The organism is Acidipila rosea (assembly GCF_004339725.1).
GTDB classification, from domain to species: Bacteria; Acidobacteriota; Terriglobia; order Terriglobales; family Acidobacteriaceae; genus Acidipila; species Acidipila rosea.
On the sequence record NZ_SMGK01000002.1, the window covers coordinates 960723 to 985268 of the forward strand.

Sequence of the window (24546 nt, forward strand, 5' to 3'; positions counted from 1 at the left end):
AAATGAGCGAACAGGAAAATCACGGCCATCACTCAGACAGTATTCATCTGCCCGCGCCGACTACCTGGCCTGTAGTCCTGGCCTTTGGACTTGCACTGATCTTTCTCGGCATCGTGACCAATCCTGCCATCAGTATTCTGGGGGGCGTGCTTACAGTCTTCGGCACGGTGGGCTGGTTCCGCGATGTGCTGCCGCATGAGCGGCATGTCGACGTCGAAGTAGAAGTGATGGATCTGAACATCCGCTCCACCCGCGAGCGCGTGGCAAGGATGGAGCTCGACAAGCCCGGCCGCTATGCGCCGACAGAGACCTATCCAATCGTCTCGGGCATCAAGGGCGGAATTGCGGGCGGCTTTGCGATGATTATTCCCGCGATGATCTACGGACTGATCGCGCAGCACAGTATCTGGTATCCGATCAACCTGATGGGCGGCGCGGGTATCGCCAACTGGACAGACACCAGCACGGCGAACATCGCTGCCTTCCACTGGCAGGGACTGATTGCCGCCTCGGTCATTCACGCCATTACCTGCCTGCTGGTCGGGCTGCTCTACGGCGCCATGCTGCCGATGCTGCCGCGGCACCCGATCGTGCTGGGCGGCATTCTTGCCCCGGTGCTGTGGACCGGCTTGCTGCATGCGGTGATGAACATCGTGAATCCGGTTTTCGATCAGAGGATCCAGTGGGGATGGTTTCTTATCTCCCAGGTCACTTTTGGACTGGTCGCTGGATGGGTGGTGGCGCACCAGAGCAGGATCAGCGCAAATCGTAATCTCCCGCTTGCGGTCCGCATGGGCATTGAAAGCCCGGGCCTGATGCAGCACGACCATGATGAGAAATCGGAGGACCGCCACTGATGCACGCACGAATGATCAAGGGTGGCGTTGCCCTGCTGAGCGCGCTTACACTCGCCGGCTGCACTAAACCAAAAGAACGCGTCGAGCCGGTACAGCTGCGGCCTGAGCAGGTTGTCAGCTTCCCGACGCTCTATGCCGAGAACTGCGCGGCCTGCCACGGCGCGCACGGCAGGGACGGCATTGCGCTGGCGCTGAACAACCCTGTCTACCTGGCAGTGGCGGATGACGCCACTCTCAAGAATGTGATCTCCAACGGCGAAGAAGGCGCGCTGATGCCTGCCTTTGCGAAGAGCGCGGGCGGCTTTCTTACAGACCAGCAGGTCGGCATCCTTGCCTCCGGGATACGCCAGCAATGGGGCCAGCCGGGAGTGCTCGACGGGCAGAATCCACCGCCCTACAAGAGCGACAAGCAGGCGGACGCGGCAAATGGCCAGAAGGTATACGCGACCTACTGCGCGAGCTGCCATGGAGCCGACTCCGCCCACGCGGGCAAGGCGGGCTCCATTCTGGACGGTTCCTTCCTGGCGCTGGTCAACGGACAGACGCTGCGCACGATTATCCTTGCGGGCCGGCCGGATCTTGGTCAGCCGGACTGGCGCAACGACGTGCCGGGACATCCGATGACGGACCAGGAGATCACCGATGTGGTGGCGTGGCTTGAGAGCCAGCAGCCGAAAAACCCAGGACAGCCCTATCTGCAGGGCCAGCAGCCGTAAAAGGAAGAGATGAGATGAGCGAAGGAAAACCAGTAACCCGGCGATCGATGCTGATGTACATCGGCATTGCGATGAACGCCGTTGTAGGGCTTGCCGTAGCTGTTCCGGTAGTGGGCTATCTCCTTGGACCAATCAAGCGTAAGGGCGCCTACCACCGGTGGATCACGCTGGGGCCCATCAGCAACTTTCCCGCAGGACAGACGCGGCTGGCGGAGTTCGTAAACCCGTTCAAGACGCCGCAGGACGGCGAAACCGCGAATACACCCTGCTGGGTACGTCACATTGGCGGAGGCAAGTTTCAGGTCTTCGCTATCAACTGCGCGCACCTGAACTGCCCGGTGCGCTGGTTCCCGCAGTCGGAGCTCTTCATGTGCCCGTGCCATGGCGGGGTTTACTACGCCGACGGCTCGCGGGCATCGGGACCGCCGCCGCGCGGCCTCTTCGAGTACAAGTACAAGGTCATCGATAACGAGCTGCACATCGACGCGGGGCAGATGCCGACGCTCGCCAACGAGGCGAAGCTGGTCAACATCACTCCCTGCGGCGGAGGAGACACACCATGCCAGGGCTGAAAGAAGGCGCGGTCAGCGTCGCAAAGAAGACCTACGACTGGATTGAACGCCGCGTTCAGCTCGAAGGGCCGATCAAGAGCGCCGCAATGCACCCCGTACCGCGAAATACGGCGAGCTGGTGGTACGTTTTCGGCAGCGCCGCGATGACGCTGCTGATGCTGCAGGTGGTGACGGGCATTCTGCTGGCGCTGGTCTATGTGCCTTCCGCCGGGCAGGCGTGGTCGAGCCTGAACCTGCTGAACCATAACCTCGCACTGGGCTGGTTCCTGCGGGCGATGCACGGCTGGGGATCGAACTTCATGGTTGCCATCGTGGTCATCCACATGGTGCAGGTGTTTCTTTTCGGTGCATACAAGTATCCCCGCGAACTGACCTGGACGCTCGGCGTCTTCATGCTGCTGATGACGCTTGGCATGGCCTTTACCGGTCAGGTGCTGCGTTTTGACCAGGACGCGTACTGGGGGCTTGGCATCGGAGCGTCGATCTCCTCGCGGATTCCTGTCATCGGACACTGGGTGGTGCACCTGCTGCTCGGAGGGCCGATCATAGGCGGGGCTACGCTGACGCGCTTCTTCGCGCTGCACGTGTTCGTCATCCCCGGCATCCTGCTGGCCTTCACCGGTCTGCATGTATGGCTGGTGCTGACGCTGGGCATCAACGAGTATCCGAAGCCGGGCTACATTGTGCGCCCCGGCACCTACGAGAAAGACTACGAGGAGCTGACGCACAAGGACGGCATTCCGTTCGTTCCCGATGCGCTGTGGAAGGATCTCTTCTTCTCCGCTGCGATTATTGCGGCGGTAGCGATTTGCGCCTTTGCCTTCGGACCGTTCGGGCCGACGGGGCAGCCTGATCCCACGATCATCCAGACTGCACCGAAGCCGGACTACTTTTTCCTGTGGATCTATGCGGTGCTGTCGTATCTGCCGGAGAGCCTCGAAACGCCGTTCCTGCTGGTGGCGCCGGTTATCGGCATTGCCGTCCTGCTGGCGCTGCCCTATGTGGCCGGCAAGGGCGAGAAGAGCTGGTATCGCAGGCCGGTGGCGGTGCTGGTTGTGGTGACCCTGGCAGTGATGTGGGGAACCTTTACGCACCTGGCCACCTTTACGCCTTGGAGCCCGATCATGACGGCCTGGAGCGCAGACACGCTGCCGGCGCAGATGGTGCATGCGCAGACGCCGCTCGAACGGCAGGGAGCCATTGTCTTCCAGGGCAAACAGTGCCGCAACTGCCACTCGGTGGCAGGAACAGGCGGCATGCGTGGACCGGCGCTCGATGGCGTGGCGACCCGCATGACGGAAGACCAGCTGATCCGGCAGGTCATCCAGGGCGGCGGCAACATGCCTGCGTATGGCAAGAACCTTTCGCCACCGCAGGTAACGGCGCTGGTGAGCTTCCTGGAGACGCTGCGCAAGCCCGGGCAGCAGCCTGCACGGGATTCCGCGCATCCGTTTGAAGCCGGACAGCGTCCGCAGGGCGCAGAAGGCAAGCAGAGTGCTTTTTGAGCCACCAGCGGCGATAGAACTCTGGGATACCCCGCCAGTAGCCACGGCTGCACTGGTGCTGGCGGGCGTAGTCTACTGGCGGGGCTGGCGGCGGATTCGCCGGACCCGCCCTTCTCTTTTCCCGGACTGGCGGCTGGGCTGCTTTCTCGCCGGACTTTTCGCCCTCCTGCTGGCGCTTGCCTCCCCGCTCGACACCCTCGATGACAAGCTGCTCACGATGCACATGATGCAGCACCTGGTATTCATGTCGGTCGCGCCGCCGCTGCTGCTGCTGGGCGCGCCGGTGGTTCCGATGCTGCGCGGGCTGCCACGGCCTGTGATTCGCCGGGTAATCGGGCCAATTTTCCGCTGGCGCATTGTGCATGCGCTGCAGAAGCTCTTCAGCAGCCTGGCCTTTGCGTGGCTGGCGATGAACCTCTTCTACCTGGGGTGGCACGTGCCCGCGGCCTACGAACTGGCGCTGCGCTCCGAGAACTGGCACGACGTGGAGCATGCCTGTTTCTTCTTCACCAGCCTGCTTTTCTGGTGGCCGATCATCCAACCATGGCCGAGCCGTTTCCGCGGTTCCCGCTGGGTGCTGCTGCCCTACCTGCTCGGCGCAGACCTGGTGAATACGGCTCTTTCCGCATTTCTCTGCTTCTCCGCGCGGCTGCTCTACCCCAGCTATGCCAACGGGCCGCAGGTCTTCGGCATGAGCCCGATGAACGACCAGGTTGCGGCAGGCGCGCTGATGTGGGTGCTGGGGTCGATGATCTTCCTCGCGCCGATCATGCTGATCACGCTGCAGATGCTGTCCCCGCGGCGACAGAGTCCGGCAACGGGCAGCCCGCTCAAAGCTTTACTCTGAAGTCACATCCTTCCACAAAAACCATGTATTCCTCTCACGCTGGTCGGTTAGTATAGACAACTAGTCCTGATACGGAATCTGTTTTCTTGTGTCTCGATGGAGAATAGGCTGTCCATTAGACTCACCCCGGGTGAACTGAATGCAGTATAAAAAACGCGCCGAGGCAAAAGCCCCCGCGAAGACACAGAATGGAACAGGCGTACGCTCGCTGCAGCTCTCGCCGCTGAACAAGACCAGCTTCACGCCCCTCTATATCCAGATCCAGTCAGAGATCTTTGCCAATATCCGGAACGGGAAGCTGAAGCCGGGCGATCCGCTGCCGAGCGAGGAAGACCTCTGCGAGGCATTCTCGGTGAGCCGGATGACGGTGCGCCAGGCGATCCGCGAACTGAAGGACCAGGGCTACGCCAGCAGCCAGAAGGGGCGCGGCACGTTTGTGACCGAGCCGAAGGTGGAGCGCGATGCGGCGCAACTGCGCGGCTTTGCGGACTCCATGCGGGCGCTGGGCCTGATACCGGGTTCAAGGGTGCTGCGGCAGGATGTGGTACCGGCAACGGGAGAATTCGCAACGCGTCTGCAGGTCGCTCCGGGGACGCCGCTGGTTCGCATCGAGCGGCTGCGCACGGCGAACGACCACCCTATTGGAGTGGAAGAGTCCCTGCTGCTGCAGTCGGAGTTTCCGGGGCTTGAAAAGATCAACTTCTCAAAGCAGTCGCTCTTTGAGGTGCTTTCGACGAGTTTTGGGGTGAGGCTTGGCTCGGCGACCGAGGTGATCGAAGCGCTGCCGGCCACGATACGCCAGGCCAAGCTGCTCGATGTGCCGGCGCGGTCGAGCCTGCTGGTGATTACGCGCAACCTGATGTCGGTGGAGGGCAGGCCGATCGAAGCGGCGCGCTCCTTCTACCGGGGAGACCGCTATCGCGCCGTGCTGCAGGTGCGGTCGGAGGCAGACGTGAAAAACGTGGGCGCTCCAGAAGCATGGCGGCGCTGACTGCTAAAATCCTGATAGATGAAGTGTCCATATTGCGGGTTTGCACAGGACCGGGTGGTGGATTCGCGCGAGAGTAAAGAGGCCGATTCCATCCGGCGGCGGCGCGAGTGCGAGCGCTGCAACAAGCGCTTTACGACCTACGAGCGGCTGGACGAGATTCCTTACATGGTGGTCAAGAAGGACGGACGGCGCGAGAAGTTCGAGCGCCAGAAGGTCCTGAGCGGACTGCTGCATGCATGTGAAAAGAGGCCCGTCTCCGCGAGCAAGCTGGAGGCGCTGGTGGATGAGACGGAAGCGTTCCTGGTGGATTCACCGGAGCGCGAGCGCACGACAACCGAAATCGGCGAACTGCTCATGGACAGGCTGAAGACGATCGATACGGTCGCCTATATCCGCTTCGCCAGCGTGTACCGGGACTTCAAGGACGTCCGCGAATTCAAGGAAGAGCTGGAACAGCTGCTGAATTCGCGCAGCCAGCGTTAAGCCGACATGCGCAGTGTCACAGGAGATTATGACTACACAGAAGAAGCACACAGTTACTCTGATTCCGGGCGACGGTATTGGCCCGGAAGTTACCGATGCCGTTGTCCGAATTCTCGAAGCTACGAAGGTCGGTTTTGAGTGGGAACGCTATGCCGCGGGTGCAGAAGCATTTGAGAAGTACAAGGAATATATTCCGAAAGATCTCTACGACTCCATCGAGCGGAACAAGCTGGCGCTGAAGGGGCCGGTGACGACGCCGATCGGGGGCGGCTTTGCCTCAATCAACGTGACGCTGCGCAAGAAGTTTGAGCTCTTCGCCAACTTCAGACCGATCAAGAATCTGCCGGGGCTCGAGACTCGCTATCCCGGGGTAGACCTGGTAATCGTCCGCGAGAATACGGAAGGCGAGTATGTCGGCATCGAACATGAAGTGGTGCCGGGCGTGGTCGAATCAATCAAGATCATCACCGAGAAGGGCTCGACGCGAATCGCGAAGTTTGCGTTTGAGTACGCCCGCAAGCATCACCGCAAGAAGATTCACGCCATCCACAAAGCCAACATCATGAAGATGTCGGACGGCCTCTTCCTGAAGTGTGCGCGCGAAGTGAGCAAGGGCTATCCGGAGATCACCTACGGCGAGCACATCATCGACAACACCTGCATGCAGCTGGTGATGAACCCTTACCAGTACGACACGCTGCTGCTCGAAAATCTCTACGGCGATATTGTCAGCGACCTCTGCGCGGCCTTTGTCGGCGGCCTGGGGCTGGTGCCGGGCGCAAACCTGGGCGCGGATGCGGCGATCTTTGAGGCGGTTCACGGTTCGGCACCGGATATCGCGGGCAAGAATATCGCGAATCCGACGGCGCTGCTGCAGTCAGCAGTGCTGATGCTGCACCATATCGATGAACACGCAGCCGCGGAGCAGGTTCAGCGGGCGATCGAAAAGGTCTACAGCGAAAAGAAGACGCTCACCCGCGACGTGGGCGGAAAGAGCGGAACGCGCGAGTTCGCAGATGCAATCATCCAGGCTATCGAGGAAGGCGCATGAGCATCGAAGCAAGGGTGAAAAACAACCGGAACACGAAAATACTGGGAGCGGTGCTGGTAAGCGCCGCTCTGCTTGTCTCCGCAGGATGCAAGAAGCAGTCGACCAGCGCGGGCGAGCCGGGCGCGACTGCGGCCTACGCGACGATCGACTGGAATACCGCGGGCACGATTACGGGGACAGTCCACTTTCCGCACAAGAGCGGACCGCCGCCGGTCGAGATCGACATGGCGCAGGACCCGGCCTGCAACACCGGCCCGACCAACTACAGCGAAGGCTACATGGTGAAGGACGGCAAGCTGCAGAACGTCTTCGTCTATGTGAAGGACGGGCTGGGCAACCGCATTTATCCGGCGCCTTCCGAGCCGGTGGTGATCGATCAGAAGGGCTGCCGCTACACACCGCATGTGATCGGAGTGCAGACTGGACAGCCTGTCCGCTTCACCAACAGCGATCCGACGATGCACAACATTCACATGATGCCGACGGTGCGGGGCAACGACACGGTCGATATTTCGCAGCCTCCCAACTCGGGCGCGGATACGCGGGTCTTCCATTCCCCGGAGCTGATGATCCCGGTGCGCTGCAACAACCATCCGTGGATGCAGGCGTTTATCAACGTTTCGTCGAATCCGTTCTTTGCGGTGACGGACGCGAATGGCCACTTTGTAATCAAAGGGTTGCCACCGGGGACCTATACCGTCGTCGCGGATCACGAGAAGCTGGGGCAAGTAAGCGAAACGGTGACGGTAGGCGCGAAGCAGACGGTCACGCAGGACTTCGACTACAGCGGGCAGGCGACGCAGCCTTAGCCGAAGAGGCATCAAAAAAGCAGCGGCCTTCGCTCCCAAAAGTGAAGGCCGTTTTCTTTTTTGCAGGCAATCTGCGCACTCCGTTATTCAACCCGTGCGCAGAAACAGATACACTATCAGCATTCCGCACCCGGTAACGAGGACAATGCAGCGACAGAAGATCGGCATCTTAGGCGCGACAGGAATGGTCGGCCAGCGTTTCATTCAGCTTCTTGAGAACCACCCCTGGTTTGAGATCGTCTGGCTGGCAGCCAGCGACCGGTCGAGCGGCAAGCCGTATGGCGAAGCCGTGAAGTGGAAGCTCGACACAGCGATTCCCGCCCGGATTGCGGGCATGCCCGTTTCGCCCGCAACTCCTGAAGGCGCGCCGCGGATCATCTTCGCGGCGCTCGATGCGGACATTGCACGCGAGATGGAGCCGAAGTTTGCGGCTGCAGGCTGCGCGGTGATTTCGAATTCGTCGGCCTTCAGAATGCAGGCGGATGTGCCGCTGGTGATTCCCGAGGTCAATGCAGACCATCTTGCTCTGCTCGAAGAGCAGAGCTGGCGCAAGCAGTCGGGCGGTTACATTGTCACGAATCCAAACTGCTCAGCCATCGGGCTGGTGCTCGCGCTGAAGCCGCTCGAGGAGCGCTTCGGCATCGAGAGCATTTTCGTCACGACGATGCAGGCGATCAGCGGCGCAGGCTATCCGGGCGTGGCTTCGCTCGACATTCTGGGCAACGTGGTTCCCTACATCAAGAACGAAGAAGAGAAGCTGCAGGAGGAGACTCTGCGGCTGCTCGGCTCGCTGAAGGGCAAGCTGGTCGAACCGCTCGGCGCGAGCATATCGGCGCACTGCAACCGCGTGGCGGTGGAAGATGGCCACACGGAAAGCGTGAGCGTAAAGCTGCGAAAGAAGGCATCGCGCGAGGAGCTGCTGGCGGCGTGGCGAGAGTTCGCTCCGCTGCGGGGGCAGGATCTGCCGACGGCGCCTGCGCAGCCTGTGGAGTTTGTCGCGGCAGAGGATCGTCCGCAGCCACGGCTGGATCGCATGCGCGGAAACGGCATGGCGTCGACGGTCGGGCGGCTGCGCCCGTGCAGCCTCTTCGACTGGAAGTTCACGGTACTCTCGCACAACACGATCCGCGGAGCGGCGGGCGCGGCCCTGCTGAACGCGGAGCTCCTGGTCAAACTCGGCAAGCTTGAGCCGGCAACGGTTACCGTATGAAGCTCGTCGTGATGAAGTTCGGCGGAACCTCCGTCGAGGATGCACAGGCAATTCATCGCACCTCGAAGATCGTTGCAGGGCGCAAGGCGCAGGGGCTGCAGCCCATCGTAGTGGTCAGCGCCATGGCCAAGGTAACAGACCAGCTGCTGGCGGCGGCGAGCGCTGCTGCCCGCGGCGACCGCAACGGAGCGCTCGCCATTACCGGGCGGCTGCGGAATCGCCACCGGGAGACGGCAAGCTGTCTCGCGATCGCGGCACGACATCACGAGCCTGACTTCAAGACGCTCTGCGAAGAGTCGCCCGGGCCGGAGTTCGCTGCTACCGAACAGTGGATCAACGCCGAGTTCGATGCGCTCGATGAGGTGCTGCGGGGTCTGGCGGCGGTCGGCGAGCTGACGCCGCGTATCAGCGACATGATCGTCTCCGCAGGCGAACGGCTGTCGAGCCGCATGGTGGCGGAGTTCTTCGCCGCGCGCGGCCTCAACGGCACGCATGTGGATGGGCGCCGATGCATTATCACGGACGCGCAGCATGGCAAAGCGGTTCCGCAGGATGCACTGATCGAGGCAGCCCTCAAGGAGCACGTGCTGCCGCTGGCAGAGCAGGGCTCCCTGGTGGTGATGGGCGGCTTCATCGGCTCGACGCCCCAGGGGGTGACGACCACTCTTGGACGGGGCGGATCGGACTTTACCGCGGCGCTGGTCGGCGGCGGGCTGGAGGCCGAGGCTATCGAAATCTGGACCGACGTCAACGGCATCATGACCACGGACCCGCGCATCTGCCCGGATGCGCTGCGGGTGAAGACCATCAGCTTTGAAGAGGCGGCGGAGCTTGCCTATTTCGGCGCGAAGGTGCTGCACCCGGCGACGATCCTGCCGGCGGTGCAGAAGAATATTCCCGTGCTGGTGCTGAACTCGCGCAATCCTGAGAACGAAGGCACGCGCATTACCGCGCTGGCGGCACACTGCAAGAGCCCGTTCAAGTCGATTGCAGTCAAGCGGAAGCTGACGATTATCGACGTGGTGGCGAGCCGGATGCTGATGTCGCACGGATATCTCAAGGCGATCTTCGATGTCTTCGATAAGCACAAGTGCGCGGTGGACATGGTTTCCACTTCAGAGGTCTCGGTTTCGCTGACGGTCGATTCGAACGAAAAGCTGCCGGAGATCGCAGCGGACCTGAGCAAGCTGGCCGATGTGAAGTATGAAGGGCGCAAGGCGCTGCTCTGCATGGTGGGCGAGAATATCCGCGGCCAGAATGGAATAGCGGCGCGGGTGTTCACGGCGATTCGCCATGTGAATGTGCGGATGATTTCGCAGGGTGCTTCAGAGATCAACATGAGCTTCATGATCGACGAGGACGATGCGGATGAAGCGGTACGGTCGCTGCACGCGGAATTTTTCACGGAGCCGGACCCGGAGATTTTCGACGTGGAAGCCCGCGCGGCAGAAAGCGTAAGGTAGAGGCACGATGCTTTTTCTAGTCCTCGGACGGGGTAAGACCGGTAGCAAAATAGCCGACGTGGCGCATGAGCATGGCCATGGCGTGCGGGTGCTCGGCGAAGAGGAGAACCGCAATGCGATGGCCCTGACGGGGCCGTTCCTGGCGGGCTTCGATGCGGTGATCGACTTTACGACGGCTGAGGCCGCTGTCTCGAACATGCGGGCCTGCCTGGCCACTGGCGCGCGGATGGTGGTTGGAACAACGGGCTGGTACCAGCACCTGAACGACATGAAGGCCATCGCGCTGCGCAAGAACGCCGGGCTGCTCTATGGGTCGAATTTCTCAATCGGAGTGCAGGCGATGCTGCGCACGGCGCGAGAGCTTGCCCTTGCGCTGCCGCACTACAAGTTCAGCATCAGCGAGACGCACCACAAGGACAAGAAGGACGCACCTTCAGGAACGGCGCTGTCGCTCAAGAAGGTGCTCGAAGGCGCGAATCCTGCCCTCGATGTCGAGATCGTATCGAAGCGCGAGGGTGACCACGCCGGGCTGCATGTGATCGAAGCGCGGTCAGAAGACGACTGCATCGAGCTGCGGCATGAGGCTTTTTCCCGCCGAGGATTTGCAGAAGGCGCGGTGCGCGCCGCAGAGTGGGTCGCGGGACGAAGCGGTGTGTGGGAGTTCTCAGAGATCGCGGCGCAACTCAGCTAGATCCCTCCGCTGTCAGTTGGACGCGGGACGATATTGCGCGGGGACGGCAGCCGGATCGCGCTGCCCGATTTTCTTCGCCGGAACGCCAGCATAGATACCCAGCGGATCGAGGTCGCGCGTGGCGATGGCCCCGAGGCCCAGGATTGAACCTGCCCCAGCGTTAACACCCGGATTCATCACCGCGCGTGCGCAGATCCACGAGTAGGCGCCCAGGCGCATGGGAAAAGAGACCAGCGGGAAGGCCGGATCGTTGTAGAGATGGGTTGCGCCGCAGAGGTAAGCCCCCTGCGAGACGATGGCGTGCGAACCCATGGTCAGCATCGACGGATTGTAGAGTTCGACGCCATTCGCTACCAGGACACGATCTTCACAATCGAGATTCCAGGGAGCCCAGATCGTTGCCTTGGGATAGAAGCGGCACCTGGGGCCGAGTTTCGCGCCGAAGAGGCGTAGCAGCATGGCGCGCCAGGCATGGGCCGGACGCGGCGACGGACGATAGAGCAGCACGTAGACCGTGCCCCACAGCGCGCGGCGGATCCGGTTCCCCAGCGAAAAGGATGGCTTGATGATCGCATCCGGATCATAGGGGAGGGGCTGTTCGGACTGCGAGGGGTTGCTGGCCATGGGTTCGCTGGAATGTGGCTACTGATCCCGGGATGAAGACTGCACGGCCGTCGCGGAGACGCTCTGCTGAAAGTATGGAAGCGAGAGAGAAAGCCCGGTGTGCAGATCGATCTTCGGCTCCCAGCCGAGCAGGGTTCTGGCGCGGGTGATGTCCGGGCGGCGCTGCAGAGGATCGTCGGTGGGAAGCGGCTGGTAGCGAATCTGGCACGTCGCGCCGGTAACGGCGAGCACCTCCTGCGCGCATTCAAGAATGGTCCACTCGATGGGATTGCCGATATTGACGGGGAGATGCTCGTTCGAACGAGCGAGCCGCAGGATGCCGTCGATTTCATCAGAGACGTAACAGAAGCTGCGGGTCTGGCTGCCGTCGCCATAGACGGTAAGATCCTCGCCGCGGAGCGCCTGGGTCATGAGATTGGAGATGACGCGGCCATCGTTGAACTGCAGGCGCGGGCCATAGGTGTTGAAGATGCGCACCAGGCGGGTATCCACCCCTCGATAGCGATGGTATGCCATGACCAGCGCCTCTGAGAAGCGCTTGGCCTCGTCATAGACGGAGCGCGGTCCGATGGGATTGACGTGCCCCCAGTAGTCCTCGCTCTGGGGGTGGACCTTTGGGTCGCCGTAGCACTCGGAGGTCGATGCATGCAGGAATCCGGCCCCATAGCGGCTGGCGATTTCAAGGGCGTTCCGCGTTCCCTCGGAGCCAACGCGCAGGGTCTCAATGCCCAGGTTCATGTAATCGACCGGGCTCGCCGGGGACGCGAAGTTGAAGACGAAGTTCACCGCTCCGGGCTCGAACGGCAGGCAGATGTCCTGCTCGCGAAAATCGAAGCGCGGCTCAGCGCGAAGGTGTTCCAGATTGGCGAGGCTGCCGGTGCTGAGGTTGTCAACGCCGACCACCGTGTGGCCCTCTGCCAGCAATGCGTCGCACAGATGAGAGCCCAGAAAGCCAGCCGCTCCAGTCACGAGTATGCGCATGTTCTTCGTCTGCAATTGAGCTCCGTTCCGCGTGGCTATCCCTGTCGCTGGACTTCATGATGACATAATCGACGGAAAAGATGCTGCGGGGGAGCCTCAGGCAACTTCGTGTTCTTGTAAACTCGGTCTGTTATGGAATTATCTGGTTGCGGCACAGCACTGGTAACACCTTTCCGGGCAGACGGCAGCATCGACGAGCACGCACTTTACTCTCTTACGCAATGGCAGGTGGAAAGCGGGATCGACTGGCTGGTTGCCTGCGGAACGACGGCTGAAACCCCCACGCTGAGTGAAGAAGAATGGCTGATGGTGCTGCGGATCGTCACGGAGGCTGCAGCGGGGCAGGTGCCGGTGTGGGCCGGCTGCACCTACAACGCGACCCGCGAGGCCGTGTCGCGGGCGCGAACAGCTTCGCGGATTCCCGGCGTAACCGCGATTCTTACCGCTAATCCCTTCTACAACAAGCCGGGCCAGGAAGGTCAGTTTCAACACTTCAAGGCGATCGCCGAGGCGGTGGACCTGCCGGTGGTGCTCTACAACATTCCGGGACGTACGGGCGCGAACCTTGAGCCGGCAACGATTCTGAGGCTGATCGACGCCGCCCCCAACATTGAGGGCGTGAAGGAGTCGAGCGGCAACCTGACGCAGATTACGGAGCTGATTACGACGGCGCCGCGCAGCTTTCGCGTCTATTGCGGGGACGATAACCTGGCTCTCGCGGTGCTCGGGGTGGGCGGCGCAGGTCTGGTCTCAGTGGCCTCGAATGAGATTCCCCACCAGATGGCCGAGATGGTGAATGCGGCCCTGAACAACGACTGGCCAATGGCGCGGAGAATCAATCGCAAATACTTCCGCCTTATGCTTGCCAATTTCTGGGAGACGAGCCCCGGACCGGTAAAGGCCGTGATGGCGATGATGGGACGGCTGCAGGAACACTACCGGCTGCCGATGGTTCCTGTTGCACCCTCCACCCGTGGACGGCTCGAACGTCTGGCAGGCGAGATGGGACTGCTGGTTCATGCGCCACGGGAAGAAGGCGACTTGAGACTCTTCTGATGATGGGCCGAAAAGTACTCTCCCTCTTCGCTCTCAGTCTCTCCGTTCTGCTGCCCGGCCGGATGCTAGGAGCCAGATGTGATCTCGACATCGAATCTCTGCGGGATTCTCCCTCCTTCACAACGCTGGCCAGGCACGACCAGCAGCTCATCCTGAAGGAACTGCACGACGATATTGCGGAGATGGCGGAAGTGGATGTGGCCGGATCGAGCAAGAACTATCTCGGCTATTTCGCTACCCACCTGGAGTACAAGGAAATCACAGGCGGAGCGCCGGACGGCAGACTGCTGCTGCTGCGCTACTCGTCGAACACCCTCTGCGGGTCAAGCGATAACTGCCCGGTCTGGGTGGTGGAGCTGATGCAGGGCAAGAAGGGCGCGTCCCGGGCGGTATCGCTGATCCACTGGCGGCCGGGGTTTGGCACCAGCGCTGAAGGGTCGTGGGCTGTGGCTACGCCGATCGGAGCCAAGCCGGAGTTTCCGGAGCTGATGTTCCTCACCCACCTGTCGCGCTACCAGACCGGGGTGCATTGTTATCGTAAAATCGGAAAACTCTATATGAAAGTCGCGTGCTCGCCGGACTGCGCCGAGGTGATCCGAAACCTGCGGCGACCGCCGGGCGCCAGTAAGCAAAATGCCCACTGATTCCCTACGCACCCGGATTGAAGACTTTTTTAACGCAGGCGCTGCCGCCATCAAGGACGCAGCGGCCATGGCAGCTTTTGAAGAGCTGCGCAGCGCCCTCGAAGCAGGCGAGCTGCGTTCAGCGGAACCCGACGATGCTGCGCCTCTCCGCTGGCGCGTAAACGCCTGGGTGAAGCAGGGCATTCTGCTGGGCTTTCGCCTGGGGCAGATGACGGCCTCGGGAGACGAGCTTTCCTTTGTCGACAAGCATACCTACCCGGTGCGCCGCTTTGCGCCGGAGGATGGCATCCGCGTAGTGCCGGGCGGCTCCGCAGTCCGCGCAGGGGCGTACCTCGCGAGGTCGGTGGTGTGTATGCCGCCGATGTATGTCAATGTCGGCGCATATGTGGACGAAGGCACGATGATCGACTCGCATGCGCTGGTGGGAAGCTGCGCACAGATTGGCAGACGGGTGCATCTGAGCGCAGCGGCGCAGGTGGGCGGGGTGCTGGAGCCGGTCAACGCCAGCCCGGTCATCCTGGAAGACGATGTGCTGGTCGGCGGCAACTGCGGCATCTATGAGGGAACGATCGTGCGCAAGGGCGCAGTGCTGGCAGCGGGAACCGTGCTGACGCGCGGGACGCCGGTGTACGACGTAGTACGCGGCGAGGTGCTACGCGCGGATGCGGATCAACCCCTGATTATTCCTGAAGGCGCGGTGGTGGTGCCAGGAGCGCGCGCCATTACCAAGGGCAAAGCTGCCGAGTGGGGGCTGAGCGTCTATACGCCGGTGATCGTGAAGTACCGCGATGAGAAGACGGAGCTGAGCCTGGCGCTCGAAGAGCTGCTGCGCTGAGGGCTGCTCAGGCCTGAGCCGGGCCGCCACCGTACTTGCGGAAGATGACCTTGAGGCGCTTCCGCCATTGCTCCCCGAGCGCAAGCATCACCCATTCGATCTCCGGCGAAAGATGCTTGAGGACTACTTCGTTGGCGGGATGAATCCGTAGAGCGGGCGCAACCAGGTAAAGCAGCGGCGACGCAGGGGCCAGTTCCCTGCCCTGAAAATAGCCTTGCTGCTCGAGCGCGCCGCCGGCATGGAGCTGCCGCACGCGCATCCAGTAGTCGAGCGCCTGCAGGGGGAGATGCAGATCTTCATTCGCCTTGAGCTCAAAGACGGCCAGCCTGCCTGAGCGGGTGAGGGTAAGCAGGTCAAGCATTCCACGTTCGCCGCCGGAGAGGGCGGGAACCTGCGAGTACATGATGCCGGGGCAGATCGAGGGCTCAAGATCGGCGATCTGACGCCGGAGCTCCGACTCCAGCCAGCGCTCCGGCTGCAGGCGATAGAGCGGGTTTCGCACGGTTCCGGAAGGCTGGCGATTCTCAAAGAGCCGGGCGGTGAGATCGCGGAAGAGCTCTTCCGTCTCCGCGGTCAGCTCCGTCTCATTAGCGCCGGCCCCGAAGGTGATGCGGTCTTCGCGAGAAAAGGAGCCCGGCGCCAGCCCATGACGGACCCGCGCAAACTCCAGCCCATGCAGCAGCAAGGCAATCTCAGTAGCACTGGCGGCGCAGACCTCCACCTGCAGGCGCATCCGCTCCGGCAGCAGCGCCAGCACACGCTGGACCGCGGCCTGGGACCGATTGTGTGCAGCCTGAGGATCAAAGGCATAGACGAGTGACATGCCAAGGTTGCCGCTGTCGCGGATATCCACCGAGGCCAGCGCCTCGCCGCGAGAATCCAGCTCGTAGAGCTGCCACTTCGCGATGGCATCGTTCATCCAGCCCATGCGGGCTTTGGTGCGTTCCGCCATTCCTACCGGAACAATGACTCTCACGCCTTCAAACACCCGTCTGCCGTCTCCATGCTGGCGGCAGTAGGCCAGCCAGAGCACTGCGAGCGTGAGGATTCCGTCGACGGTCTCCTGCGTCTCCTCAGCGTTGACACCGATGATGGCCCAGGCGCTTGCCCCACGCAGCAGCATGCCGCGGGCATAGGCGGGGCCGAAGCTGTGTTCAAGGTCCATCGCGGTGCGCAGGCTGTCGAGCTTGTATTCGGGGAAGCTGCGTGCGGCTACCCGCTCCAGCAGGCGGAGATACTTCGCCCGGGCTGCGTCTCGCGTAGAGGGGGTGCGCTGATCGCGATCAGGAACGAGCTGCAGCGTCTGCGGCCTGGTCTGGCCAAAGCGCTTTGTTTCGATGCGAAGGGAGCTCTTGCGGAGCTCGATGCTGTTGACGGTCCGCACCAGGTTGCGCTCGTCGGACCATAGATGCAGCAGGCAGCGGCCATGCTCCGTTGAGAGGGAATAGCGCGCGGACTGCATCTCGAAAAGAACCCTGCCGTCCTCAAGTACCGCCGAACCAGGATGTTCCGCCAGGAACTGTTCCAGATTGTGGGACAGTTCGCTGGCAGAAACATCTGCGTTGGGGGAGGGCACTCCCTAATGATTAAGCGCCCGGCAAGCGGGTGCAAGCAAAATCAGGGCTGCAGCGTTACCATCCACTACGCTTTCGTAACGTGGAAATTTGCGCCACATGGTGACGGCCGTGCCAGTCGTAGAGAGCAATGACCTGATTGAGCGGCTGCGGCCCATTGACAGGGTGGGTGTAGCCACGGTGCCAGGCCTGCTCGTCCAGCGCGCTCAGCAGCAGGGCCAAGCGACGGTGGAGTGACTCCAGCAGCTCAAGGGAAACGTCAACCGGTGCGGTGCGGGCATCGGGCAGCTCCGCCCAGAGGTTCTCCTTGTAGGGAGTGATGGCTGGCCAGTCCTCAGTGAGGGCGAGGCGGATGCGGGCGTACGCGTTGATGTGGCTGTCGGCGACATGGTGGACCACCTGGCGGACGGTCCACCCGCCCTCACGGTAGGGTGTATCCAGCTGCGCCTCGGTCAGTTCAGAGACCGCCGAGCGCAGGTTCTCAGGGAGAGCTGCGATGGAGTGAATGGCAGACGTCCGGTCATGCGCGGTCAGATCTGCAGGACGCTGAAATCTTCCAATGGGATAACGAAGCGGGTCGATAGAAGGTGCAGTGCTCATGCCCAGCACAATATCAGAAGATGCATTGTGCCGGGGCGGGTTGAGCTCTAACGGGTGCGGCGATGATGGTGACGGTGGTGACGATGGTGGTGGCGGTGAGCCGGCTGTGCAAAGGCAGAGGCGGAAATCGCCAGCAACATGGAGAGGACAACAAGCTTCTTCATGGCGTGATCGTAGCAACGCCTGGGAGAAACATCTGTCCCACCAAGGTGGAAATCCTGCGGCAGGAACCTGATCCGGTAATAACCCGGACGCGGGGAGGCAGTGATTTACCCTGCACCCCTCGGAGGCCTAAGATAAAGACAGGATGACAAACACCCAGGCTGCAGAACACAAACGCTACTTCTTCGACAAGTTTGGCCTAACCGAGCGAATGCTGGAGCGGTGCCTTGGCGAAGCCCTCTCCGCCGGTGGCGACTATGCAGACCTCTATTTCGAATCGGTCTCGGCAACGTCGCTCGGCATCGACGAGTCGCTGGTAAAGTCAGCCAGCCAGGGCGTAAGCGCAGGCTGCGGCGTGCGGGTCGTCTCCGGCGAGCGGACCGGCTATGCCTACACCGATAACCTCTCCTCAGACAGGCTGCTGCATGCCGCGCGCACCGCGGCGCTGATCGCCAGCGGGCCGGCCAAGGAGCGCGTAGCAGGGTTCAAAGAGACGAACACGCCGAATCTTTATCCGATTCCCGCGGCTGAAGTCGATACCGACCTCGCGACCAAGCTGGATTTGGTGATGCGCGCCGACCGCGCGGCCCGAGCCTACGATGCGCGGATCGTGCAGGTGCGGGCCAGCTACTCAGACGAGGTGCGCCGCATCCTGATCGCCGCCTCAGACGGCACGTATGCCAGCGATACGCAGCCGCTGGCGCGGCTTAACGTCTTCGTGCTCGCCAAGGACGGAAACCAGACGACCCGGGGGACCTCGGGCGGCGGCGGACGCGTGCAACTGGATTTCTTTGAGCTGGAAAAGACGCCGGAGTACTTCGCGCGCGAGGCTGCCCGGCAGGCGATTCTGCAACTGGGCGCGGTTGCCGCTCCGGCGGGGGAGATGGAAGTGGTCCTGGGGCCTGGCTGGCCCGGAGTGCTGCTGCATGAGGCCGTCGGGCATGGGCTGGAGGCGGACTTTAACCGTAAGAAGACGTCGGCCTTTGCGGGGCTGATTGGGCAGTCGGTCGCCAGTTCGAAGGTGACGGTTGTGGACAATGGCCGGATGCCCTCGCGGCGCGGCTCACTCAATGTTGACGATGAGGGCTCAGCCACGCAGGAAACGGTGCTGATCGAGAAGGGCATACTCAAGGGATATCTCAGCGACAAGCTCTCCTCGCGCCTCATGAATATGCCGCACACCGGCAATGGACGCCGCGAAAGCTATCAGCAGATTCCCATGCCGCGCATGACCAACACCTACATGCTCGCAGGAGAGGACGATCCGGAAGATATTCTGCGCAGCGTCAAGCATGGCCTCTACGCGGTGAACTTCGGCGGCGGATCAGTGGATATCACCAGCGGCAAGTTTGTCTTCAGTGCGTCGGAGGCTTACCTGATCGAGGATGGAAAGATCACCGCGCCGGTACGGGACGCAACGCTCATTGGCAACGGACCGGAGGCGCTCAAATACGTCTCGATGGTTGGGCACGATCTGAAGCTCGATGAAGGCGTGGGAACCTGCGGCAAAGATGGACAGAGCGTGCCGGTGGGAGTGGGAATGCCCACGGTGAAGCTCGACCGCATGACGGTCGGCGGGACGGGACGGTAATTTGTAATGACCACAGTTACAGAAGCAGGTACGGACCTGCAGCAACTGGCAAGCGATGTCGTGAAGAAGGCACTGGCTGCCGGCGCAAGTGACGCAGAAGTCGTCATCAGGGAAGGCGATGAGTTTTCAACCACGGTCCGGCTGGGCCAGGTGGAGACGTTGAAGGAGTCAGGCTCACGCGGTATCGGGCTGCGCGTGTTTCTCGGCCAGCGGGCTGCGAGCACTTCTTCCAGCGACTTCTCTGCGGCAGGAATCGAACATCTCGTAGGAGGAGCCATTGCGCTCGCCCGCGTCACCTCGGAAGATCCCTTTGCAGGACTCGCCGAAGCGAGTGAGTTTGGCCAGATTACAAGCGATCTGAAGCTCTACCACGAAGATGTGCACTCGCTGCCGGTAGCGGAGCGCATCGAGTATGCGCGACGCACAGAAGCAGCTGCGCTGGCTGCAGATACGCGCCTGCACAACAGTGACGGCGGCAGCTTCGACGCAACCACGGGACGAAAAGTGCTCGCCAATTCGCGGGGATTTGTCGGTGAGTCGCGCGGGTCTTACTGCTCGATCTCTACGAGTCCGATCGCTCTTGGACAGAGCGGCGAGATGCAGCGCGACTACTGGTACTCAACCGCACGCAGCGTGGCAAAACTGGACTCGCCCGAAGCGGTCGGCGCAGAGGCAGCGCGTCGTACGCTGCGCCGGCTCGATGGCCGTCGCGTGCCTACGCAGCAGGCCCCTATCGTCTTTGCGCCGGAGATCGCGCGTTCACTGATCGGCGCAATTTTCGATGCTGCGAGCGGCGACTCAATCTATCGCGGCGCGTCTTTTTTCACGGGCAAACTTGGCGAGCAGGTCGCGGCGGAAAGCGTGAATGTGATTGATGACGGCACGCTCGTCGGTGGCTTCGGGTCTTCGCCCTTTGATGGTGAAGGGTTGCCCAAGCGGCGCACGGTGATCGTGGAGCGGGGCGTGCTCACGAATTATTTGCTCAATACCTACACGGCACGCAAGCTCAACATGCGCAGCACGGGCAATGCGGCGCGCGGACTCAGCGGCAATCCCGGCATAGGCGCAAGCAATCTCTTTCTCGAAGCGGGCACGCTGACCCCGGCGCAGATTATCGGAGACATCGGCTCAGGATTGTATGTAACGGAGCTGATCGGCCAGGGCGTGAACATGGTTACGGGAGACTATTCGCGCGGCGCGTCCGGGCTCTGGATCGAGAACGGCGAGCTGACTTATCCGGTGCAGGAAATCACAATCGCGGGCAATCTGAAAGAGATGTTCATGAACATCTCGGCGATCGGCAATGACCTGATCTTTCGCAGCAGTGCCGCCGCGCCTACGCTGCGCGTTGACGGCATGACCATCGCAGGATCGTAAGCCCCGGGCAGCCTATGCTTGCGATTTCGCTTCCATTCGATCCTGCCAATCCTGCGGAGGCCGTGGCGCTGCTGCCGAAGGCGTGCGCAGTCTTCGCGCTTTTCGGAGCCGATCCTGGAGCCGAGCCCTACATCAGCCGAACGCCAAACCTGCAGCGCAGGCTTCAACTTCTGCTCAGGCCTGTGCAGGCGCAGTCGCGACGGCTGCAGCTTGCGCAGAAGATCGTTCGCATCGAATACACCGTCACCGGGTCAGATTTTGAATCGCTGCTGCTGCTCTACTCTGCTTCACGGACTGCGTTCAAGGAGCGGGCCAGCAAACGACTGCATCTGCGGGCGCCGGCTCTGTTGCGGATGACGATGAGCAACCCTTATCCGCGTGTATATGTAACGAACAAAGTTACAAAAGCTGCCCTCGCGGAGTTTTTCGGGCCTTTTCCGTCGCGTGTTGCTGCAGAAAAGTTCCTGGATGAGGTGCTCAATCTCTTTCTGCTGCGTCGCTGTCATGAGGAGTTGCGCCCGGACCCGACCTTTCCCGGCTGTGTCTATTCAGAGATGAAGATGTGCCTCGCGCCATGCTTCAAAGGCTGTACGGACGAACGCTATGCCGAGGAGGCGCGAGCGGTTCACAGCTTTCTTCTGACGCGCGGCGGCAGTATGGAGGCCACGCTCGCTGCTGAACGCGCGGCGGCTTCAGAAGCGCTGGAGTTTGAAGAGGCGGCGCGGCTGCATGCGCGGCTCGCCAAGGTCCAGGAGGTGATGAGCCTTGCAGGCCCGGCTGTGCATGCTTTGTCGCAGCTTTCGGGCATCCTGATCCAGCCGGCTGCCGAAGCTGAAAATGTTGCATTGTTTCTGCTCTCACGCGGCCATTTCAGCGGACCAGCCTTCTATTCCGTGGCGGGGATGCGCCATGCGAATGAGCAGTCGGGGTCCAGTTCCCTGTTTGCACATCCTGCGACGGTCGAGGCTGTTCCGCTGGAAGGCACGCCGCAGCTCGCCTCGCGCGATGCGCTGGAGCAGCGGCTGAAAGATGCGCTGAAGGCACTGCAGAACATCGATGAGAGCACCAAGTATGGCACTGCAGAACTGGCAGACCATCTCTGCCTGCTAAGCCGGTGGTTTCGCCGTCAGCAGACACGCCGCATCGGCGAGATGATCTTTTTTGAGGAGAGCGGCGAGGTTCCTTTCAGGAAAATTCAGCGCGCCATCTCGCGTGTTTACCTTGCAGACAAAGGAAGCGCTTCACCGGTAGATGCTACCGGTGAAGCGCTTCTGAATAAGTAACTCTATCTGTTACTTAATGCTATTTCTGTGCTGCGATCCACTCCTGCAACTTGGGACCCTGGACGCTGCGTAGCTCAATGCAGTCATTGATGCGGTCGGTAGCGCGGGTCAAGGCGCGTTGAGCTGCATGCACGGGGTGCTTCGTGAAGAATTGCTGCACCTCGTCGCGCTTGTCCGCACTGCAGAAGTATCCAGCGCCTCCGACAACATAGCTGCCCGACATGGTGGTGAGTTGCGCCTGCACCTTGTCCCAGTTCTGCTGGATGTATTGCCACGCAAGGTCTCGGGTATTGTGGCCGCTCAGCATAATCAACAACTGAATGGCCGAGTCCTGATTGCGGACCTTGCCTGACACGGTATAGTCGAGGGCGCGCTGCTCCAGTGCAGGATCTTTAAAGTAAGCGAGCAGACGCAATGCGCCTTCCTGAATCTCCGGGTTAGAAGAGGTCTCGGCAACCTTCTGCAGCTGATCGAAATAAGCGGCATCCCCATTGGTTGCGGCAATTGCCGTCGCAGTCTGCGCCAGCGTTGCATCAACTGACGAAGGATCTGCGAGATACTTCTGCGAGAGCTGCTTCGCCTGCGCAATCACTTCAGAATCGTGGCCGATGCCACCGACTGCTCCAAAGAGTATGGCTCGAAGCTCACGCTTATCCGGGGAGTCGCTCGGCGAGGGGGCACCCAGCCTGTCGAGGGGTGATTTGAAGTTCTTATCGACCCACGCGGCAATGGCGTCGCGATCCGCCTTGCTCTCGGCAATCTCTACATAGGCGACGCGGACGCCATCCAGCGCTGTGCTGACGACGGCTGCATTGTCATCGTCCTTCACGGCTGCTGCGAGCTTCAGGTATTCTCCGACCGGGATCTGGTCCGCGCGAACAAGCGCCCAGGTATTGCCGATGAGACTGATGCGCTCCTCCGGGGTAAGGCCGGTTTCTACAGCGCCTAGCAGCTTGTCGTACTCAGCCTTCGAGTAGGAGTAGCGATAGTAGCCTGTGCCGCCAGCATCGGCGAAGAGCAGCGGCGACTGGGGCACGCTGAGCTGCTGGTCTGCTGCGGTCAGCACTTCGCAATCCTTTTGAGCGCCTGCCGATTTCATGCAGACCGGCACGGTCCAGCTTTGCGCTCCTTCTCCCTTGGCGCTGGGGCTAAGGAAGAAGCGCTGCTGCTGAACTGCGACGTGATTGCCCTGGGGCTGGCCGAACTTGAGGAGCGGCTCGCCGGGCTGAGCGACAAAGCTCTCCATGATCTTGTCGACGGGCTTGTGGCTGTTGGCCGTCTGCGCGTTCCAGAAGTCCTCTGCGGTCGCGTTGCCATACATATGCGCGGCCAGATAGTTGTGCACGCCCTGGCGGAAGGTCTCCGGCCCGAGATAGTTTTCTACCATCAGGAGTACGGCTCCGGCCTTGCCGTAGGTGATGCCATCGAACATCTCGTTGATCTCGTCCGGCGTGTTTGCCTGAGCGCGGATGGTGCGGGTGACGCGCTGTGCATCGAGGTTGAGCGTGGAGTCGAGACTGGAGGCGACGTCTTGCGAAATCTTCCACTCAGGATGCCAGGCGGCAACCGGCTTGTTCTCCATCCATGTTGCAAAGCCTTCGTTCAGCCACAGATTGTTCCACCACTGCATCGTCACCATGTCGCCGAACCACTGGTGCGCCATCTCATGCGCAACCACTGCCCCCACACGCTTCTTCGCGCCGACGGAGGCGGTCTTATCGTCGATCAGCAGATCGGTCTCGCGATACGTGATGGCTCCAAAGTTCTCCATGGCGCCGGCTTCGAAGTCGGGCAGCGCGATCATGTCGAGCTTGGGCATGGGATACTTGATGCCGAAATAGGTGTCGTAGTAGTGCAGAACAAACTCCGCCGCCTGCACTGCGTATTTAGTCAGCTCGACCTTGTCAGGCGTGGCGCAGCCGCGTATCGGCACGCCGTCGCTCTCACCTGTGGTGCACTGAAAATCGCCGACAAGAAACGCAACCAGGTAGGTCGACATCTTCGGCGTCGTGGCGAAATGCAGGGTGTGCTTGCCGTCAACGGGACCGGGCGTATCGGAGACGATGTTCGTATTGGAGATTGCCGTGTCGCCCTTATCTACAACGAGGCTCACATCGAAGGTAGCCTTGAAGGCCGGCTCATCAAAAGAGGGAAAGGCGCGGCGCGCATCCGTCGGCTCGAACTGCGTCACCGCATAGTTGCGGCGCGCTGTTTTAGAGAGATAGAAGCCGCGCAGTTGGCCATTGAGGATGCCGGTGTACTGGATGTCGAGGGTGAGAGGACCGGCGGGAAGCTGGCTTCCGAAGTTGAATGTCGCCTGCTCCTTCTGCTCGTCGGTCGTGACCGTCGCCTTCATCTCCTTGCCGGCAATGCTGGTGGTGACGCTCTGAAACTTGATCTCGGCAGCGTTGAGAGTTATGGAGTCGGCTGGCTGCTGCAGCACGACGTCGATTTTTTCGCTCCCGGTGAAGGTTGCGTTCTTCAGGTCCGGCGTCAGCGTGAGCGTATAGTGCTCGGGCGTCACCGACTGGGGCAGACGCTGTGCATGTGCGGAAGAAGTTGCGAGGAGAATTGCGGCGGACAGGCAGGCGAGAGAGGAAAGTCGTCGAATTACGTGGGGCATA

General features: G+C 61.5%; 23 protein-coding genes. 18 read left to right on the plus strand and 5 right to left on the minus strand.

Annotated features, from left to right (window positions below):
* The first annotated feature begins 2 nt into the window (after positions 1–2).
* From C7378_RS09110 to C7378_RS09165, 12 genes are all read left to right on the plus strand, one after another.
* Positions 3–857: a hypothetical protein gene (locus tag C7378_RS09110; RefSeq protein ID WP_131994988.1), complete on the plus strand. Its 855-nt coding sequence runs from the start codon at positions 3–5 to the stop codon at positions 855–857.
* Positions 857–1573: a c-type cytochrome gene (locus C7378_RS09115; RefSeq protein ID WP_131994991.1), complete on the plus strand. Its 717-nt coding sequence runs from the start codon at positions 857–859 to the stop codon at positions 1571–1573. Before C7378_RS09110 ends, C7378_RS09115 begins: the two co-directional genes overlap by 1 nt.
* A gap of 14 nt (positions 1574–1587) precedes the next feature.
* Positions 1588–2145 carry a QcrA and Rieske domain-containing protein gene (locus C7378_RS09120; protein ID WP_131994994.1) on the plus strand — a complete coding sequence of 186 codons (558 nt, stop codon included), beginning with the start codon at positions 1588–1590 and terminating at the stop codon, positions 2143–2145.
* Positions 2133–3650, plus strand: coding sequence for a cytochrome b N-terminal domain-containing protein (locus tag C7378_RS09125; RefSeq protein ID WP_131994997.1), 1518 nt, complete (start codon positions 2133–2135; stop codon positions 3648–3650). Before C7378_RS09120 ends, C7378_RS09125 begins: the two co-directional genes overlap by 13 nt.
* Positions 3640–4497 (plus strand): cytochrome c oxidase assembly protein, encoded by an 858-nt coding sequence (locus C7378_RS09130; RefSeq protein WP_131995000.1) that lies wholly within the window; start codon positions 3640–3642, stop codon positions 4495–4497. The genes C7378_RS09125 and C7378_RS09130 overlap by 11 nt, the downstream gene beginning before the upstream one ends.
* A 139-nt stretch (positions 4498–4636) precedes the next feature.
* Positions 4637–5488 (plus strand): GntR family transcriptional regulator, encoded by an 852-nt coding sequence (locus C7378_RS09135; protein WP_131995003.1) that lies wholly within the window; start codon positions 4637–4639, stop codon positions 5486–5488.
* An 18-nt stretch (positions 5489–5506) separates the two neighbouring features.
* Positions 5507–5971 carry a transcriptional regulator NrdR gene (nrdR, locus tag C7378_RS09140; protein WP_131995006.1) on the plus strand — a complete coding sequence of 155 codons (465 nt, stop codon included), beginning with the start codon at positions 5507–5509 and terminating at the stop codon, positions 5969–5971.
* A 28-nt stretch (positions 5972–5999) separates the two neighbouring features.
* Positions 6000–7022 carry an isocitrate dehydrogenase (NAD(+)) gene (locus C7378_RS09145; RefSeq protein ID WP_131995009.1) on the plus strand — a complete coding sequence of 341 codons (1023 nt, stop codon included), beginning with the start codon at positions 6000–6002 and terminating at the stop codon, positions 7020–7022.
* On the plus strand, positions 7019–7831 hold the full coding sequence (locus tag C7378_RS09150; RefSeq protein ID WP_131995012.1) for a carboxypeptidase regulatory-like domain-containing protein: 813 nt from the start codon (positions 7019–7021) through the stop codon (positions 7829–7831). The genes C7378_RS09145 and C7378_RS09150 overlap by 4 nt, the downstream gene beginning before the upstream one ends.
* A 145-nt stretch (positions 7832–7976) precedes the next feature.
* Entirely contained in the window at positions 7977–9041 is a 1065-nt protein-coding gene (gene asd / locus C7378_RS09155) for an aspartate-semialdehyde dehydrogenase (protein WP_131995015.1), read from the plus strand.
* Entirely contained in the window at positions 9038–10504 is a 1467-nt protein-coding gene (gene lysC / locus C7378_RS09160; RefSeq protein ID WP_131995018.1) for a lysine-sensitive aspartokinase 3, read from the plus strand. Before asd ends, lysC begins: the two co-directional genes overlap by 4 nt.
* A gap of 7 nt (positions 10505–10511) precedes the next feature.
* A complete protein-coding gene (locus tag C7378_RS09165; RefSeq protein WP_131995021.1) occupies positions 10512–11195 on the plus strand; it encodes a 4-hydroxy-tetrahydrodipicolinate reductase in 684 nt (227 codons plus the stop codon).
* Between the two features lie 12 nt (positions 11196–11207).
* On the opposite strand, the gene C7378_RS09170 is transcribed toward C7378_RS09165, so the two are convergent.
* The gene (locus C7378_RS09170; RefSeq protein WP_207901387.1) at positions 11208–11819 is read right to left on the minus strand and encodes an LbetaH domain-containing protein; all 612 of its coding nucleotides are present in this window, start codon (positions 11817–11819) and stop codon (positions 11208–11210) included.
* Between the two features lie 18 nt (positions 11820–11837).
* A complete protein-coding gene (locus C7378_RS09175; protein ID WP_131995024.1) occupies positions 11838–12800 on the minus strand; it encodes a UDP-glucuronic acid decarboxylase family protein in 963 nt (320 codons plus the stop codon).
* Between the two features lie 132 nt (positions 12801–12932).
* Between C7378_RS09175 and dapA the strand changes: the two genes are divergently transcribed.
* Genes dapA through C7378_RS09190 form a run of 3 tightly spaced genes read left to right on the plus strand, consistent with a single transcriptional unit; the run spans position 12933 to position 15335 of the window.
* Entirely contained in the window at positions 12933–13856 is a 924-nt protein-coding gene (gene dapA, locus C7378_RS09180; RefSeq protein ID WP_131995027.1) for a 4-hydroxy-tetrahydrodipicolinate synthase, read from the plus strand.
* On the plus strand, positions 13856–14500 hold the full coding sequence (locus C7378_RS09185) for a hypothetical protein (protein ID WP_131995030.1): 645 nt from the start codon (positions 13856–13858) through the stop codon (positions 14498–14500). The genes dapA and C7378_RS09185 overlap by 1 nt, the downstream gene beginning before the upstream one ends.
* Entirely contained in the window at positions 14490–15335 is an 846-nt protein-coding gene (locus tag C7378_RS09190; protein WP_131995033.1) for a 2,3,4,5-tetrahydropyridine-2,6-dicarboxylate N-succinyltransferase, read from the plus strand. Before C7378_RS09185 ends, C7378_RS09190 begins: the two co-directional genes overlap by 11 nt.
* Before the next feature lie 7 nt (positions 15336–15342).
* On the opposite strand, the gene C7378_RS09195 is transcribed toward C7378_RS09190, so the two are convergent.
* Both C7378_RS09195 and C7378_RS09200 read right to left on the minus strand, forming a co-directional pair.
* The gene (locus C7378_RS09195) at positions 15343–16911 is read right to left on the minus strand and encodes a hypothetical protein (protein ID WP_131995036.1); all 1569 of its coding nucleotides are present in this window, start codon (positions 16909–16911) and stop codon (positions 15343–15345) included.
* Between the two features lie 55 nt (positions 16912–16966).
* Positions 16967–17509, minus strand: coding sequence for a YfiT family bacillithiol transferase (locus C7378_RS09200; protein ID WP_131995039.1), 543 nt, complete (start codon positions 17507–17509; stop codon positions 16967–16969).
* Between the two features lie 307 nt (positions 17510–17816).
* Between C7378_RS09200 and tldD the strand changes: the two genes are divergently transcribed.
* Genes tldD through C7378_RS09215 form a run of 3 tightly spaced genes read left to right on the plus strand, consistent with a single transcriptional unit; the run spans position 17817 to position 21922 of the window.
* Entirely contained in the window at positions 17817–19262 is a 1446-nt protein-coding gene (gene tldD, locus C7378_RS09205) for a metalloprotease TldD (RefSeq protein ID WP_131995042.1), read from the plus strand.
* A gap of 6 nt (positions 19263–19268) precedes the next feature.
* Complete coding sequence (locus C7378_RS09210; protein WP_131995045.1) at positions 19269–20639, plus strand: TldD/PmbA family protein; 1371 nt, start codon at positions 19269–19271, stop codon at positions 20637–20639.
* Positions 20640–20653: 14 nt separating this feature from the next.
* Entirely contained in the window at positions 20654–21922 is a 1269-nt protein-coding gene (locus tag C7378_RS09215) for an excinuclease ABC subunit UvrC (protein WP_131995048.1), read from the plus strand.
* 19 nt (positions 21923–21941) lie between these two features.
* Here the strand turns inward: C7378_RS09215 and C7378_RS09220 are convergent, their stop codons facing one another.
* Positions 21942–24545 carry a M1 family metallopeptidase gene (locus C7378_RS09220; protein WP_131995051.1) on the minus strand — a complete coding sequence of 868 codons (2604 nt, stop codon included), beginning with the start codon at positions 24543–24545 and terminating at the stop codon, positions 21942–21944.
* Position 24546 lies beyond the last annotated feature (1 nt).

Excerpts from the sequence above, each read along its gene's own strand:
- C7378_RS09110 (WP_131994988.1), top strand. The coding sequence starts at position 3 with ATGAGCGAACAGGAAAATCACGGCCATCACTCAGACAGTATTCATCTG.
- C7378_RS09115 (WP_131994991.1), top strand. The coding sequence starts at position 857 with ATGCACGCACGAATGATCAAGGGTGGCGTTGCCCTGCTGAGCGCGCTT.
- C7378_RS09120 (WP_131994994.1), top strand. The coding sequence starts at position 1,588 with ATGAGCGAAGGAAAACCAGTAACCCGGCGATCGATGCTGATGTACATC.
- C7378_RS09125 (WP_131994997.1), top strand. The coding sequence starts at position 2,133 with ATGCCAGGGCTGAAAGAAGGCGCGGTCAGCGTCGCAAAGAAGACCTAC.
- C7378_RS09135 (WP_131995003.1), top strand. The coding sequence starts at position 4,637 with ATGCAGTATAAAAAACGCGCCGAGGCAAAAGCCCCCGCGAAGACACAG.
- nrdR (WP_131995006.1), top strand. The coding sequence starts at position 5,507 with ATGAAGTGTCCATATTGCGGGTTTGCACAGGACCGGGTGGTGGATTCG.
- C7378_RS09145 (WP_131995009.1), top strand. The coding sequence starts at position 6,000 with ATGACTACACAGAAGAAGCACACAGTTACTCTGATTCCGGGCGACGGT.
- C7378_RS09150 (WP_131995012.1), top strand. The coding sequence starts at position 7,019 with ATGAGCATCGAAGCAAGGGTGAAAAACAACCGGAACACGAAAATACTG.
- asd (WP_131995015.1), top strand. The coding sequence starts at position 7,977 with ATGCAGCGACAGAAGATCGGCATCTTAGGCGCGACAGGAATGGTCGGC.
- lysC (WP_131995018.1), top strand. The coding sequence starts at position 9,038 with ATGAAGCTCGTCGTGATGAAGTTCGGCGGAACCTCCGTCGAGGATGCA.
- C7378_RS09165 (WP_131995021.1), top strand. The coding sequence starts at position 10,512 with ATGCTTTTTCTAGTCCTCGGACGGGGTAAGACCGGTAGCAAAATAGCC.
- C7378_RS09170 (WP_207901387.1), bottom strand. The coding sequence starts at position 11,819 with ATGGCCAGCAACCCCTCGCAGTCCGAACAGCCCCTCCCCTATGATCCG.
- C7378_RS09175 (WP_131995024.1), bottom strand. The coding sequence starts at position 12,800 with ATGCGCATACTCGTGACTGGAGCGGCTGGCTTTCTGGGCTCTCATCTG.
- dapA (WP_131995027.1), top strand. The coding sequence starts at position 12,933 with ATGGAATTATCTGGTTGCGGCACAGCACTGGTAACACCTTTCCGGGCA.
- C7378_RS09185 (WP_131995030.1), top strand. The coding sequence starts at position 13,856 with ATGATGGGCCGAAAAGTACTCTCCCTCTTCGCTCTCAGTCTCTCCGTT.
- C7378_RS09190 (WP_131995033.1), top strand. The coding sequence starts at position 14,490 with ATGCCCACTGATTCCCTACGCACCCGGATTGAAGACTTTTTTAACGCA.
- C7378_RS09200 (WP_131995039.1), bottom strand. The coding sequence starts at position 17,509 with ATGAGCACTGCACCTTCTATCGACCCGCTTCGTTATCCCATTGGAAGA.
- tldD (WP_131995042.1), top strand. The coding sequence starts at position 17,817 with ATGACAAACACCCAGGCTGCAGAACACAAACGCTACTTCTTCGACAAG.
- C7378_RS09210 (WP_131995045.1), top strand. The coding sequence starts at position 19,269 with ATGACCACAGTTACAGAAGCAGGTACGGACCTGCAGCAACTGGCAAGC.
- C7378_RS09215 (WP_131995048.1), top strand. The coding sequence starts at position 20,654 with ATGCTTGCGATTTCGCTTCCATTCGATCCTGCCAATCCTGCGGAGGCC.
- C7378_RS09220 (WP_131995051.1), bottom strand. The coding sequence starts at position 24,545 with ATGCCCCACGTAATTCGACGACTTTCCTCTCTCGCCTGCCTGTCCGCC.